Here is a 15783-nt window from a genome sequence, read left to right on the forward strand (position 1 = left end):
TTCGAGCGTGTAGCCACCTGCTGGAGGTTCAGTCTAGGGGTGGTACGAAAGGGTCGGGCAAGCGGGAGGCCGGACTTTGTACGCCATCGGAATGGCCGCACGGGTCCCGACTGTGGGCAGTATCGGGCGCCTCCCTCAACTTGACGTATCAGCAGAGGAAACGGTTGCCCGCAACCTTATGACGAGTGTTCCTCGCCACGGATAACGGCCAGCACCCCATCCAGTTCGTCCGGTTTGACGAGAACATCACGCGCCTTGGAGCCCTCGCTGGGCCCCACGATGTTCCGCGACTCCATCAGGTCCATCAGCCGACCCGCCTTCGCGAAGCCCACCCGCAGCTTGCGCTGCAACATCGAGGTGGAACCGAACTGCGTGGACACCACCAGCTCCGCGGCCTGGCACAGCAGGTCGAGGTCGTCGCCGATGTCCTCGTCGATCTCCTTCTTCTTCGCCGTACCCACCGTCACGTCATCGCGGAAGACCGGCGCCATCTGGTCCTTGCAGTGCCGGACCACGGCGCCCACCTCCTCCTCGGTGACGAAGGCGCCCTGCATCCGGACCGGCTTGTTGGCGCCCATCGGCAGGAACAGCCCGTCCCCCTTGCCGATGAGCTTCTCCGCGCCCGGCTGGTCGAGGATGACCCGGCTGTCGGCCAGCGAGGAGGTCGCGAACGCGAGCCGGGACGGCACGTTCGCCTTGATCAGGCCGGTGACGACGTCGACCGACGGCCGCTGCGTCGCCAGCACCAGGTGGATGCCCGCCGCCCGCGCGAGTTGGGTGATGCGCACGATCGCGTCCTCCACGTCGCGCGGCGCCACCATCATCAGGTCCGCCAGCTCGTCCACGATGACCAGCAGGTACGGATACGGCGTCAGCTCGCGCTCGCTGCCGTCCGGCGGACTGACCTTGCCCGAGCGCACCGCGGCGTTGAAGTCGTCGATGTGCCGGAAGCCGTACGCGGCCAGGTCGTCGTAGCGCAGGTCCATCTCGCGCACCACCCACTGCAACGCCTCGGCGGCCCGCTTCGGGTTGGTGATGATCGGCGTGATCAGGTGCGGGATGCCCTCGTACGCGGTCAGCTCGACGCGCTTGGGGTCCACGAGGACCATGCGCACGTCCTCGGGCGTGGCCCGCATCATGATCGAGGTGATCAGGCAGTTGACGCACGAGGACTTGCCCGAACCGGTCGCGCCCGCCACCAGCACGTGCGGCATCTTCGCCAGGTTGGCCATCACGTAGCCGCCCTCGACGTCCTTGCCGAGCGCCACCAACATCGGGTGCTCGTCACCGGCCGCGTCAGCCAGCCGCAACACGTCGCCGACGTTGACCATCTCGCGGTCGGTGTTGGGGATCTCGATACCGACCGCGGACTTGCCCGGGATCGGGCTGATGATGCGCACGTCGGGGCTGGCGACGGCGTACGCGATGTTCTTGGTCAGCGCCGTGATCCGCTCGACCTTGACGGCCGGGCCGAGCTCCACCTCGTACCGGGTGACCGTCGGGCCACGGGTGAAGCCGGTGACGGAGGCGTCCACCTTGAACTCGGTGAACACCGTCGTCAGCGAGGCCACCACGGCGTCGTTGGCCGCGCTGCGGGTCTTGCCCGGGCCGCCACGCTCCAGCAGGTCGAGCGAGGGCAGCGCGTACGTGATGTCGCCGGCGAGCTGCAACTGCTCGGCGCGCGGCTGGAGGCCGCCGGGGCGCTCGGGCAGGTCCGGGGGCTCGGGCGTGGCGCGGGTGAGGTCGGGCACCTGCTCCACGGCGTTGCCCTGCTGCCCGCCCGCACCCTCGCGGTCCGCGCCCTGGCCACCTCGCGTGCCACGCGCGCCGGGCAGCCCCGCGCCGGAGTCGGTGCTGATGCCGCTGCTGAGCCCGGCGACCAGCGGTGAGGGCTGCACGCCGTGCAGCACCGCCCCGTCCAGGGAGGCGGCGGCAGCCGCCGCCACGTCCACCGCGTCCATCGGCCTGCTCTGCGGCGGCTCCACGTCGTCGGTGTCCACGGCGGCGGCCCGGCGGGGCTTGCGCCGCTTGCTGAGCGCCTCCTCCTCCGCGCGCTCCGCCTCCACGGCGCCCTCGTCGCGCCCGCGCGCGCCCCTTCGCGGGCGCCGGGCGGGCGCCTGCTGCCGCCACTGGTCCGCGTACTCCTCGTCGTCGTACGCCTCGGAGTCGAGCATCTCGTGCGAGCCGACGGCCGCGTCGTCGATGAGCCCGAGCCTGACCATGAGCTGGCGCATCCGCTGCGGGATGGTGTTCACCGGCGTCGCGGTCACCACGAGCAGGCCGAAGATCGTGATCAGGACCAGCAGCGCCACGGCGAGCGCCTCGCGCACCGTGAAGATCAACGGCTTGGACGCGGCCCAGCCGATCAGGCCGCCCGCGTCCTGCATGGCCTCGGTGCCCTCGTCCCGGCCCGGGGCGCCGCACGCGATGTGCACCTGTCCGAGGACGCCGAGGACCAGCGCGGACAGGCCGACCACGATGCGCCCGTTGGCCTCGGGTTTCTCCGGGTGCCGGAACAGCCGCATGGCCATGATCGCGAACAGGATCGGCACCACCAGGTCGAGCCGCCCGAACGTCACCGTCACCAGCATCTCGACCAGGTCGCCGACCGGCCCGTCCAGGTTCGACCAGGTGCCGGCGGCGACCACGAGCGCCACCCCGAACAGCAGCAGCGCCAGGCCGTCCTTGCGGTGCGCCGGGTCGAGCCCGCGCGCGCCGCGCCCTATGCCACGGAAGACCGCCCCCACCGCGCGCGCCAGGCCCCGCCAGATCGCGCGGATCAACCGCAGGAGGCCGCCGGTGGGGGACGGCGCCGCCTTGGGGGCCACCTTCTTCGCCGGGGCCTTCTTCGCGGGCGCGGACTTCCTGGGCGGCGCCTTCTTGGCCGCGGCCTTCTTCGCGGGTGGTTTCGCGGCGGCCTTCTTCGCCGCGCCCGCGGCGCGTCCGGCGGACTGCTTCGAGGTGCCCGCCGCGCTCGGGGAACCCTTGCCGGACGTACGAGAAGCCATGCGCCGAGATTACCCGCGTCGGCCGTATGGGGCACGCACGCCCACGGTTTGCCGTGCGGCGGGCGGAGGGCCAGTGGGGCGTCCGCGCCGCGGGAGGCGGGGCGGGCGGAGCCGTGGCGGCGGGCGAGGGAGCGTCAGGCCCGGCGTGGCGCCCGGAGACTGAGGGAGGACCAGCGCCCCGGGCCGTGTGGCCGGGCGCGTCGCGAGCATGGGCCACGGGCGCGTCGGTCGGCCACGGGTACGTCGGCCGGGCGCGTGTCAGTGGGGGGCACGTCGGTCACGACAAAGGGCCAGCCGCCGGCGCCCGCGAGTCACGCGGCGCGTCACCCGGCTCGCCCCGCGCGGCCTGCCCCGCGCCCGGTCGGGTCACCCCGCCCCGCGCGCCGTGGTCAGCTCTGCGACGACACCGCGCCGGCGCCGCTGCCCGCGCCCGGCTCCAGCGCGTCCAACGCCCGCCGCAACCCGGTGAGCTTGCGCTCCAGGTGCGCGGCCGTCGCCACGGCAGCCGCGTCCGCGCTCTCGTCGAGCTGCTTGGACAGCGCCTCGGCCTGCTCCTCCACGGCCGCCAGCCGCGCCGAGAGCTCGGCGAGCAGGCCCACCGGCTCCTTGGCGTCGGCGGCCGGCTGACCGCCGTCCAACTGGAGCCGCAGCAGCGCCGCCTGCTCCCGCAACTGACAGTTCTTCATGTACAGGTCGACGAAGACCGAGACCTTGGCGCGCAGCACCCACGGGTCGAAGGGCTTGGAGATGTAGTCCACCGCGCCCGCCGCGTACCCACGGAAGGTGTGGTGCGGGCCGTGGTTGATCGCCGTGAGGAAGATGATCGGGATGTCCCGGGTCCGCTCCCGGCGCTTGATGTGCGCGGCCGTCTCGAAGCCGTCCATGCCGGGCATCTGAACGTCCAACAGGATGACCGCGAAGTCGTCCGTCAACAGCGCCTTGAGCGCTTCCTCCCCGGACGATGCCCGCACCAGCGTCTGGTCCAGCGCGGAGAGAATGGCCTCCAACGCCAGCAGATTCTCCGGCCGGTCATCGACCAGGAGGATCTTGGCCTTCTGCACCATGCCTCGCCCTCCTCGCCCCGGCATGGGGTCCCCCCAGCTCGAAGTGCCGGGGGATGCACCGGGCGCCGCCCCAGGGGGCGACTCCCTTACGCCGCCCGCCCTTGTGCCGGTCATGGTAGCCGCACCCCGCTGCTCGCCACACCCTGTCACCGCGATGTCACTGTGCACATAGCGGAAACGCGGCGGGGACCGAGAAGGTTCCCCGAATGCCGCGTTTCCACACGTGTTTGGCCACAGTCAGTCAACGAAACCGCGAAACGCCGCCCCGTTGCGTACGCTCCGTCACTCCGCGCGCATCCAGTGCCTCATCACCGTCAGCAAGTGATCGGTATCCACCGGCTTGGTGACGTAGTCGGACGCGCCGGCCTCGATGCTCTTCTCCCGGTCCCCCTTCATCGCCTTCGCGGTCAGCGCGACGATGGGCAACCCGGCGAACTGCGGCATCCTGCGGATCGCCGCCGTCGTCGCGTACCCGTCCATCTCCGGCATCATGATGTCCATCAGGACCAGCACCACGTCGTCGTGCTGCTCCAGGACCTCGATGCCCTCGCGCCCGTTCTCCGCGTACAGCACCTGGAGCCCGTGCTGCTCCAGCACGCTGGTCAGCGCGAAGACGTTGCGGATGTCGTCGTCCACGATGAGGACCTTCTCGCCGTCGAACCCGGTGTTGCCACTGGGGTCGGCGACCAGGTCCTGGCCGGAGAGCATCCACGGCTCCGCCGGCGGCCGGCTCGCGTTGCCGCGCAGCGACCGCGGCGCTCGCCGCCCCGTGCCCCGCGCCGGCAGCGGGCTGCCCGTGCCCCGTGACGCGTCACCGGTCGGCCGCTCCGCCGCGCGCTGACCGCCCGGGTCCTCGCCCGCCGGCCGCTCCGCGGCCTCTGCGTTCGCCCCGCCGGCCGGGCCCGACTCGCTCGCCGGCCCCTCCAGCTCCAGCGGCGCGGCGGGCTCGGTGGGCAGGGTGCTGATGTCGCTGACGGCCAGCTCCGGGTAGCCGTGCGGCGGCAGCGCGTTCGGCTGCAACGGCAGGTAGAGGGTGAACGTGGAGCCGCGGCCCGGCTGGCTGTCGGCGTGGATCTCGCCGCCGAGCAGCCTGGCGATCTCGCGGCTGATGGACAGGCCGAGGCCGGTGCCGCCGTACTTGCGGCTGGTCGTGCCGTCCGCCTGCTTGAACGCCTCGAAGATGACCCGCATCTTGCTGGCGGCGATGCCGATGCCGGTGTCGGTCACGGAGAAGGCGATCATCTCGGCGTCGGGGTCACGCAGCGCGCCGTGTTCGAGGAGTTGTTCCCTGATCGCGTCGGGCACGTCCGCCCCGGCCGACCTGATGACCAGTTCCACCGCGCCGGTGTCGGTGAACTTCACCGCGTTGGACAGCAGGTTGCGCAACACCTGGAGCAGGCGCTGCTCGTCGGTGTTGAGTGTGGCGGGCAGCTCCGGCGAGACCCGTACCGAGAAGTCCAGGCCCTTCTCCGCCGTCAGCGGCCGGAAGGTGGCCTCCACGTAGTCCACGAGCTGGACCACCGCGATCCGCGTCGGGCTGACGTCCATCTTGCCGGCCTCGACCTTCGACAGGTCGAGGATGTCGTTGATGAGCTGGAGCAGGTCGGAGCCGGCCCCGTGGATGGTCTCGGCGAACTCCACCTGCTTCGGGGAGAGGTTCCCGTCCGCGTTGTCGGCCAGCAACTTGGCCAGGATGAGCAGCGAGTTGAGCGGTGTGCGCAGCTCGTGCGACATGTTGGCCAGGAACTCGGACTTGTAGCGCATCGAGACCGCGAGCTGCCCCGCGCGCTCCTCCAGCACCTGCCGGGCCTCTTCGATCTCGGTGTTCTTGACCTCGATGTCGCGGTTCTGCCGGGCCAGCCGGTCCGACTTCTCCTCCAGTTCGGCGTTGGACGCCTGGAGCGCCTTCTGCCGGTTCTCCAGCTCGGCCGAGCGCTCGCGCAACTGCTCGGTCAGCTCCTGCGACTGCTTGAGCAGCACCTCGGTCTTGGTGTTGACGCTGATGGTGTTGACGCTGGTGCCGATCATCTCGGCGATCTGGTTCAGGAAGTCCTTCTGGATCTGCGTGAACGGCTGGAAGGAGGCCAGCTCGATCACGCCGAGCACCTGCCCCTCGAAGAGCACCGGCAACACGATGACCTGCGCCGGCGGCGCCTCACCGAGCCCGGAGCCGATCTTGAGGTAGCCGGCCGGGACGTTCTCGATGACGATGGTCCGCTTCTCCTCGGCGGCCGTCCCGACCAACCCGTCACCCGGCTCGAAGGTGGTGGGCATGTCGCGCTTCGAGTAGCCGTAACCGCCGATCATGCGCAGCTCGTACGCCCCGTTCCCCGAGCCGTCGCCGGCCTCCTGGGTGGCGTCGATGGCGTCACCGGTGGGCGTGGCCAGGAAGAACGCGCCGTGCTGCGCGGTGACCACCGGCGTCAGCTCGCTCATGATCAGCCGCGCCACGTCCTCCATGTCGCGCCGGCCCTGCATGAGCCCGGAGATGCGGGCCAGGTTGCCCTTGAGCCAGTCCTGCTCCTTGTTGGCCAGCGTGGTCTCGCGCAGGTTGGCGATCATCGTGTTGATGTTCTCCTGAAGCGCCAGGATCTCGCCCGCCGCGTCCGCCTCGATCTTGAGGCTGAGGTCGCCGCGGGTCACCGCGGTGGCCACCTCGGCGATGGCGCGCACGTGCCGGGTGAGGTTGCCGGCCATCTCGTTCACCGACACGGTCAGGTCCTGCCAGGTGCCGCTGACGCCGTCCACCCGGGCCTGGCCGCCGAGCTGCCCGTCCGTGCCCACCTCGCGGGCCACCCGGGTCACCTGCTCGGCGAAGGAGGAGAGCTGGTCGACCATCGTGTTGACGGTCGTCTTCAGCTCCAGGATCTCGCCCCGCGCGTCGATGTCGATCTTCTTCGTGAGGTCACCCTTGGCGATCGCGGTGGTCACCATCGCGATGTTGCGGACCTGCGCGGTCAGGTTCCCGGCCATCCCGTTCACCGAGTCGGTCAGGTCCTTCCAGGTCCCGGCGACGCCGGGCACCCGGGCCTGCTCGCCGAGGCGGCCCTCGGTGCCCACCTCGCGGGCTACCCGCGTCACCTCGTCCGCGAACGAGGACAACGTCGTGACCATGGTGTTCACCGTGTCCGCGAGCTGCGCGACCTCGCCGCGCGCCTCGACCGTCACCTTCTTCGTCAGGTCGCCGTTGGCCACCGCGGCCGAGACCTGCGAGATGTTGCGCACCTGGATGGTCAGGTTGTTGGCCATCAGGTTGACGTTGTCGCTCAGGTCCTTCCAGATACCAGTCACACCCGGCACCCGGGCCTGGCCGCCGAGCTGCCCCTCGGTGCCCACCTCGCGGGCGACGCGGGTGACCTGGTCGGCGAACGAGGAGAGCTGGTCCACCATCGTGTTGACCGTGGTGACCAGCGCCAGGATCTCCCCCTTGGCGTCCACCGTGATCTTCTTCGACAGGTCGCCCTCGGCGACCGCGGTGGTGACCTCGGCGATGTTGCGGACCTGCGAGGTCAGGTTGTTTGCCATGAAGTTGACCGACTGGGTCAGGTCCTTCCAGGTGCCCGAGACGCCCTGCACCTCGGCCTGGCCACCGAGCCGGCCCTCGGTACCGACCTCGCGGGCCACCCGGGTCACCTCGCCGGCGAACGAGGAAAGCTGGTCCACCATCGTGTTGAGGGTGTTCTTCAGTTCCTGGATCTCGCCGCGGGCGTCCACGTCGATCTTCTGCGAGAGATCGCCGCGCGCCACGGCCGTGGCCACCTGCGCGATGCTACGGACCTGCGCGGTCAGGTTCCCCGCCATGCTGTTCACCGAGTCGGTCAGGTCGCGCCAGACACCGGCCACGCCGGGCACCTGCGCCTGACCGCCCAGCCTGCCGTCCGTGCCCACCTCACGGGCCACCCGCGTCACCTGCTCGGCGAAGGCCGAGAGCTGGTCGACCATCGTGTTGATGGTGTTCTTCAGCTCCAGGATCTCCCCGCGGGCGTCCACGTCGATCTTCTGCGACAGGTCACCGCGCGCGACCGCCGTGGTCACCTGGGCGATCTGGCGCACCTGGGACGTCAGGTTGCCGGCCATGAAGTTGACGGAGTCCGTCAGCTCCTTCCAGGTGCCGCTCACCCCGTCCACCTGGGCCTGCCCGCCGAGCCGGCCCTCGGTGCCGACGTCCCGCGCCATCCGCGTGACCTGGTCGGCGAAGAGCGAGAGCTGGTCCACCATGGTGTTCACGGTGTTCTTGAGCTGGAGCATCTCGCCGGAGACGTCGACCGTGACCTTCTGCGACAGGTCGCCGTTGGCCACCGCCGTCGTCACCTGCGCGATGTTGCGCACCTGGCCGGTGAGGTTGCGGAAGGCGGTGTTGACCGAGTCGGTCAGGTCCTTCCAGGTCCCCGCCGCGCCCGGCACCTGCGCCTGCCCGCCCAGCTCGCCCTCGACGCCCACCTCGCGCGCCACGCGCGTCACCTCGGCACCGAACGAGGAGAGCTGGTCGACCATCGTGTTGACGGTGTTCTTCAGCTCCAGCATCTCGCCGGAGACGTCGACCGTGACCTTCTGACCCAGATCACCGTTGGCCACCGCCGTCGTGACCTGCGCGATGTCCCGTACCTGCGTGGTGACGTTGCGGAAGGCGGTGTTCACCGAGTCGGTCAGGTCCTTCCACGTCCCCGCCGCGCCCGGCACCTGCGCCTGCCCGCCCAGCAGACCCTCGGCACCCACCTCGCTGGCCACCCGGGTCACCTCGTCGGCGAAGGTGCGCAGCGTCTCGGTCATCGTGTTGATCGTGCCCGCGAGCTGCGCGATCTCGCCGCGCGCGCTCACCGTGACCTTCTGCGACAGGTCGCCGCTGGCGACCGCCGTCGTCACCTGGGCGATCCCGCGGACCTGCGCGGTCAGGTTGCCGGCCATGAGGTTGACGGAGTCGGTCAGGTCCTTCCAGACCCCGGCCACGCCCGGCACCTTGGCCTGCCCGCCCAGCTCACCCTCGGTGCCCACCTCGCGCGCCACCCGCGTCACCTCGGACGCGAACGACGAGAGCTGGTCCACCATCGTGTTGACGGTGTTCTTCAGTTCGAGCATCTCGCCGGCCACGTGCACCGTGACCTTGCGCGACAGGTCGCCCTTGGCGACCGCCGTGGTGACCAGCGCGATGTCGCGGACCTGCGCCGTCAGCCGGGACGCCATGGTGTTGACGGAGTCGGTCAGGTCCTTCCACGAACCCGACATCCCGCGCACCCGGGCCTGACCGCCCAGCTTGCCCTCCGTACCGACCTCGCTCGCTACCCGCGTCACCTCGTCGGTGAACGCCGAGAGCTGGTCCACGAGCCCGTTGACCGTGCGCCCGACCTTGAGGAACTCGCCGCGCAGCGGGTGCGCGGAACCGTCCGCTCCGCGCGAACGCAGGTCCATCCGCTGCTGGAGGTCGCCCTCGGCGACCGCGGACAGCACCCGTCCGACCTCGGACACCGGGCGTACGAGATCGTCGACCAGGGCGTTGGACGCGTCGATCGCCGCGGCCCAGGAGCCCTCGCAGGCCCCGGCCTCCAGGCGTTCGGTGAGCTTGCCCTCCCGGCCGACGACCCGGCGCACCCGCGCCAGCTCCCCGGTGAGCTGCAGGTTGCGGTCGGCAACCTCGTTGAATACCGCGGCGATCTCGGACATGACGCCCTCGCCCGAGACCGTCAGACGCTTGCGGAAATTACCGTCCCGCATGGCGGTCAGCGCCGTCAGCAGCCGATTCAGGGCTGCCGTATCTACCTCGGTCGTCCCGTTCGTACGGGTACGTCCGCTTTTCGCGCGCGTGCTCGTGCCCCGCGCGGCTGCGCCAGACTCCACCGTATGCCTCCCGCAGGGTCGACCATCCTCGTCGGGCTCTCTTTTGAGCCTTCCCAGTGTTTCACCATGGCCCAACCAGGCCATAACAGTTCGGCAGCATCGCACACCGTCGGGGACGCGCTCGGGGTGGAATCACAGGCGACCGGCATCCGCGCGCACGGCGAAGGTAAGTAACCTGGCATTCGGCTAGGGCATCGGAGGGGCGCTGCGACATGGGTGAGCAGATCGCCGAGACACGTATGAGGAGACCTGTGATCACCGCGCGGGCAGCCGCCACCTTCGACCCGGTCGGCCGCTCGGTCGCCTCCGCCCGCGCCTTCGTCCGCGACACGCTCCAGGGCTGGGGGTTCACCGACGTCGTCGACGACGCCGTCGTGCTCACCAGCGAACTCGTCACCAACGCCGTGGTGCACGCCGGGACCGCCGCCGACGTGGCCTGCATGCGCACCGACACCGGCGTACGCGTCGAGGTCGGCGACCGCTATCCGGAGCGCGAGGTCCCGCTCCAGAGCGCAGGCGTCCAGTTCGGCAGTCCGGACCGGGAGGGCGGGCGCGGCCTCCTGCTGTGCGCGGCCCTGGCCTCCCGCTGGGGCGTGGAGTACACCGCCACCAACAAGCAGGTCTGGTTCCAGCTCGACCTGCCCGACCGCCCCGCCGGCACCCGCTCCGCCGGCCCCGCGCTGCCCGTCGGCGCGCTGCCGGTCACCGACGCCCGGGTCCGCGTCGCGGTCATCCAGATCGACAGCCTCGGCGGCATCAGCTCCTGGAACGAGGACGCCCAGGACCTCTTCGGCTTCAGCCCCGAGCAGGTCACGGGAAAGCAGCTCACGGACTTCGCGGCCTGGCCCCACACCCCCGGCACCAGCACCGGCATCGTCGAGGCCCTCCAGCTCTCCCGCTGGGAGGGCTCGTACGGCATCCGCGGCGCCGACGGCCGCGTCATCCCCGTCTACGCCTCGCACCTGCGGGTCCGCGACGCCGACGGCGACCCGTCCACCGTCTGCCTGCTCGTCCGCGACCACGAGCGCGCCGTCCTGCAGACCCCGTCGCGCGCCCCCGCCTCCGACCGGCACACCGCGTCCGAGCGGGGCTCGGCCACCGACGCGTTCGAGGTCTTCATCGGCTCCCCGGCCCCGGACGACCTCGACGGGCTGCTCCAGCGCACCGTGGAACGGGCCCGCGACATGCTCGACGGCGACAGCGCCTACCTCCTGCTCGCCACCGACGACGAGACCGAACTCGAGGTCCGCGCCTCCACCGGCCTGCCCTCCTCCCGCCAGCGCTTCGCCCGCGTGCCCGTAGAGGCCGGCTCGGGACGGTACGGGTCGGCCCGGATGCCCGCCGTCCACGAGGACCTCAGCGCCGTGCCGGGCGCCGTGCCGCTGCTCAGCAACACCGGCATGCGCTCGGTCGTCACGGTCCCACTCAAGGTCGAGGGACGGTTGACCGGCTCGCTCGGCGTCGCCGCCGAGGCCCCCGGCCGATACAGCAACGAGGAGGCGCTGCGGCTCCAGTTCGCCGCCGACCGCATCGCCCTGGCCGTCGAGTCCGCCCGGCTGACCGAGCTGGAGCGGCTGCGCCGCGGCTCGCTCTCCTTCCTCGTCGAGGCGTCCGACCTGCTCGCCGGCACCCTGGACCGGGACCAGACGCTCGCGCTGATGGCCCAGATGACGGTGCCGACGCTGGCCACCTGGTGCGCCGTGTACACCATCGCCGACCCGGCGTCCGAACCCGAGCTCTCCTACGTGCTGCACGAGGACGAGGACCGCATCGACGGCCTCAAGGCGCTGCTCGCCAAGGTCGACCCGCCGGAGCCGGTGACCACGCCCGGCGCGCAGGTATGGACCGCGCCGGCGCACGCCGCGCACGCCGCCGCGCTGCGCACCTCACTGCGCAGCCTGGGCCTCGGCGATTCGGTACGACCGGCCACCGGCCCCGGCACGGCCCTGGCCACGGCATCCGCGGTCGGCGGCGAGACGGTGGTGCTGCCGCTCGTGGCGCGCAACCGCGTCATCGGCATGCTCACCCTCGGCAAGCCCACCGACGAGCACTTCCGGCAGGAGATCCTCGAACTCGCCGAGGACCTCTCGCGCCGAGCCGCCCTCGCCCTGGACAACGCCCGCCTGTACTCCGAGCGCACCGCCATCAGCCAGTCCCTCCAGCGCAGCCTGCTGCCGCCGGAGCTGCCCGACGTGCCGGGCGTCGAGGTCGAGGTCATCTACCGCGCGGCCGGCGAGGGCAACGAGGTCGGCGGCGACTTCTACGACCTCTTCCCGATCCGCGACGGTGCCTACGGCTTCGCCATCGGCGACGTGTGCGGGACCGGCCCGGAGGCCGCGGCCGTCACCGGTCTGGCCCGACACGCGCTGCGGCTGCTCGCCCGCGAGGGCTTCGGCGGCCCCGCCGTACTGGAGCGCCTGAACGCCGCCATCCTCGATGAGGGGGCCCGCAGCCGCTTCCTGACCCTGCTCTACGGAGAGCTGTGGCCGCAGGAGGACGGCAGCGCCACCCTCAAGATCGTCTGCGCCGGGCACCCGCTGCCCCTACGGCTGCGCCAGACCGGCGACGTCGAGGCGGCGGCCGAACCACAGCCGCTGCTCGGCGTCATGGACGACCTGGAGCTGTACGAGCAGACGGTGTCCCTCGCCCCCGGCGACGTGCTGCTGTGCGTCACCGACGGCGTCACGGAGCGCCGCGAGGGCACCCGCATGCTCGGCGACGACGGCCTGGTCGACGTCCTCACCACGTGTACGGGCCTGACGGCGGGCGCGGTCGCCACCCGCGTGCTGCGCGCGGTGGAACGCTTCGCCGCGCAGCCGGCGTCGGACGACATGGCCATCCTCGCCATGCGGGTCCCCGAGCTCCCACTCGAGCCGCAGACCACCTGATCGAGCGACCACCGGCCCCAGCCGACCGGCACGCGAAGAGGCCCCCACCAGATGGTGGGGGCCTCTTGTTATCGAGCCCCAATACGGAATCGAACCGTAGACCTTCTCCTTACCATGGAGACGCTCTGCCGACTGAGCTATTGGGGCGCAGCGACGGAAAGAATCTTACCCGAACTCACGAGCCCTTCTGACCACGCCGAGTAAGCCCAACGCCCGCCGCCACGGGGCCGAACCGGGCTTTACGAGGCGGGCTGCAGAAGCCCGCCGAGCGCGTTGCAGGCGGCCACGACACGCTGCACCTCACGCCGGGACATTCCAGCCGCCACCGGCAGCGCCAGGGACTCGTCAGCGGCCCGCTCGGTCTCGACCAGCCACACGTCACGCCGAAACGCCGCACTGCGGTGCACCGGGGTCTGTACGGGAACCCGGCAGTCGACGCCGCGGGCCCGCAGGGCGCGCGCGAACGCGTCCCGGTCCGGCCTGCCGTTGCCCGGCACCCGCACCACGTACTGCTGGAATCCGTGCGCCACCGCGGAATGCGGCCGCGGAGTGAGCACGCCCTTGAGTCGGGCGCTCAGATACCGGGCGTGCTGCTGTCGCCGCGCGATGTCGGCCGCCGGCTCGGCGACCAGGCCGTGCCCGATGACCGGGAGCTGGTGCCGCTGACCCAGCTCGGCCAGGCGGGCCAGGTCCGCGGGGTGGCCGAAGGTGTGAACGGCCACGACGGCACGGGTTCGCTCGGTCACCACGGCCTCCACGGCCGCGGGAGCGAGGCAGAAGGACGCCGGGTCTATGTCGGCGAACACTGGCTCCGCCCCGAGGGCCAGCACCACGTGGGCGGTCTCGCACACGTCGTACGAGGGCACGATCACCTCGTCGCCGGCACGCACGCCCGCTCGTGCCAACTCATGTCGCAGCTCATCCGCTGGAGTCCCCATAGGCCGGATGGTGCCCATCAAATATGAACACCGAGTGGCCTGGAGCACAACGCAGAAGAGCCTTGTCGGGACCAGGGTCCCAACAAGGCTCTTCTCAAAAGGAGTTCGGCGGCGTCCTACTCTCCCACAGGGTCCCCCCTGCAGTACCATCGGCGCTGAAAGGCTTAGCTTCCGGGTTCGGAATGTAACCGGGCGTTTCCCTAACGCAATAACCACCGAAACACTATGAAACAAACAACCGGACAATGACACAGTCGTTATTTCAGAACCAACACAGTGAACGCGAGCAACTGAGGACAAGCCCTCGGCCTATTAGTACCAGTCAACTCCACCCCTTACGAGGCTTCCATATCTGGCCTATCAACCCAGTCGTCTACTGGGAGCCTTACCCCATCAAGTGGGTGGGAGCCCTCATCTCGAAGCAGGCTTCCCGCTTAGATGCTTTCAGCGGTTATCCCTCCCGAACGTAGCCAACCAGCCATGCCCTTGGCAGGACAACTGGCACACCAGAGGTTCGTCCGTCCCGGTCCTCTCGTACTAGGGACAGCCCTTCTCAAGACTCCTACGCGCACAGCGGATAGGGACCGAACTGTCTCACGACGTTCTAAACCCAGCTCGCGTACCGCTTTAATGGGCGAACAGCCCAACCCTTGGGACCGACTCCAGCCCCAGGATGCGACGAGCCGACATCGAGGTGCCAAACCATCCCGTCGATATGGACTCTTGGGGAAGATCAGCCTGTTATCCCCGGGGTACCTTTTATCCGTTGAGCGACGGCGCTTCCACAAGCCACCGCCGGATCACTAGTCCCGACTTTCGTCCCTGCTCGACCCGTCAGTCTCACAGTCAAGCTCCCTTGTGCACTTACACTCAACACCTGATTGCCAACCAGGCTGAGGGAACCTTTGGGCGCCTCCGTTACCCTTTAGGAGGCAACCGCCCCAGTTAAACTACCCACCAGACACTGTCCCTGATCCGGATCACGGACCCAGGTTAGACATCCAGCACGACCAGAGTGGTATTTCAACAACGACTCCACACACACTGGCGTGCATGCTTCACAGTCTCCCACCTATCCTACACAAGCCGAACCGAACACCAATATCAAGCTATAGTAAAGGTCCCGGGGTCTTTCCGTCCTGCTGCGCGAAACGAGCATCTTTACTCGTAATGCAATTTCACCGGGCCTATGGTTGAGACAGTCGAGAAGTCGTTACGCCATTCGTGCAGGTCGGAACTTACCCGACAAGGAATTTCGCTACCTTAGGATGGTTATAGTTACCACCGCCGTTTACTGGCGCTTAAGTTCTCAGCTTCGCCAACCCGAAAGTCAGCTAACCGGTCCCCTTAACGTTCCAGCACCGGGCAGGCGTCAGTCCGTATACATCGCCTTACGGCTTCGCACGGACCTGTGTTTTTAGTAAACAGTCGCTTCTCGCTGGTCTCTGCGGCCACCCCCAGCTCACACCGTAAAGATGATCACCGGAAATGGCCCCCCTTCTCCCGAAGTTACGGGGGCATTTTGCCGAGTTCCTTAACCATAGTTCACCCGAACGCCTCGGTATTCTCTACCTGACCACCTGAGTCGGTTTAGGGTACGGGCCGCCATGAAACTCGCTAGAGGCTTTTCTCGACAGCATAGGATCATCCACTTCACCACAATCGGCTCGGCATCAGGTCTCACCCTCATGTCATCCGGATTTACCTAGACAACGGGCTACACCCTTACCCCGGGACAACCACCGCCCGGGCTGGACTACCTTCCTGCGTCACCCCATCACTTACCTACTACCCCCTAGGGTCAGCGGCTCCACCACTTCCCTTTGCCCGAAGGCTCCAGGACGGCTTCACGGCCTTAGCATCAGAAGATTCAGTATTGGGCGCTTCAAAGCGGGTACCGGAATATCAACCGGTTGTCCATCGACTACGCCTGTCGGCCTCGCCTTAGGTCCCGACTTACCCTGGGCAGATCAGCTTGACCCAGGAACCCTTAGTCAATCGGCGCACACGTTTCCCACGTGTGAATCGCTACTCATGCCTGCATTCTCACTCG

Annotated in this window: 5 protein-coding genes, 1 tRNA gene and 2 rRNA genes (1 of these 8 cut by a window edge); 1 reads left to right on the forward strand and 7 read right to left on the reverse strand. The window is 69.3% G+C overall.

The window, feature by feature from the left end; genetic code table 11:
- Window positions 1-176: 176 nt before the first annotated feature.
- The 3 genes from AC3CHW_RS07560 to AC3CHW_RS07570 all read right to left on the reverse strand — a co-directional run bounded on the left by AC3CHW_RS07560 (window position 177) and on the right by AC3CHW_RS07570 (window position 9904).
- On the reverse strand, window positions 177-3008 hold the full coding sequence (locus AC3CHW_RS07560; protein ID WP_488469973.1) for a DNA translocase FtsK: 2832 nt from the start codon (window positions 3006-3008) through the stop codon (window positions 177-179).
- Window positions 3009-3397: 389 nt separating this feature from the next.
- Complete coding sequence (locus AC3CHW_RS07565) at window positions 3398-4072, reverse strand: response regulator (RefSeq protein WP_187063344.1); 675 nt, start codon at window positions 4070-4072, stop codon at window positions 3398-3400.
- Window positions 4073-4354: 282 nt separating this feature from the next.
- Window positions 4355-9904: a HAMP domain-containing protein gene (locus tag AC3CHW_RS07570; RefSeq protein WP_488469974.1), complete on the reverse strand. Its 5550-nt coding sequence runs from the start codon at window positions 9902-9904 to the stop codon at window positions 4355-4357.
- A 251-nt stretch (window positions 9905-10155) separates the two neighbouring features.
- On the opposite strand from AC3CHW_RS07570, the gene AC3CHW_RS07575 reads away from it, so the two are divergent.
- Window positions 10156-12792: a SpoIIE family protein phosphatase gene (locus tag AC3CHW_RS07575; RefSeq protein WP_398612286.1), complete on the forward strand. Its 2637-nt coding sequence runs from the start codon at window positions 10156-10158 to the stop codon at window positions 12790-12792.
- 74 nt (window positions 12793-12866) lie between these two features.
- Here the strand turns inward: AC3CHW_RS07575 and AC3CHW_RS07580 are convergent.
- The 4 genes from AC3CHW_RS07580 to AC3CHW_RS07595 all read right to left on the reverse strand — a co-directional run.
- Window positions 12867-12939 (reverse strand) — tRNA-Thr (locus AC3CHW_RS07580).
- Between the two features lie 92 nt (window positions 12940-13031).
- Complete coding sequence (locus AC3CHW_RS07585; RefSeq protein WP_488469975.1) at window positions 13032-13730, reverse strand: DegT/DnrJ/EryC1/StrS family aminotransferase; 699 nt, start codon at window positions 13728-13730, stop codon at window positions 13032-13034.
- 103 nt (window positions 13731-13833) lie between these two features.
- Window positions 13834-13950: ribosomal RNA gene (gene rrf / locus AC3CHW_RS07590) — 5S ribosomal RNA — on the reverse strand.
- A 72-nt stretch (window positions 13951-14022) separates the two neighbouring features.
- Window positions 14023-15783, reverse strand: a 23S ribosomal RNA gene (locus AC3CHW_RS07595); it runs 1362 nt beyond the window's last position.

Source organism: Streptomyces sp. MGP-BFMKR1, assembly GCF_057766585.1.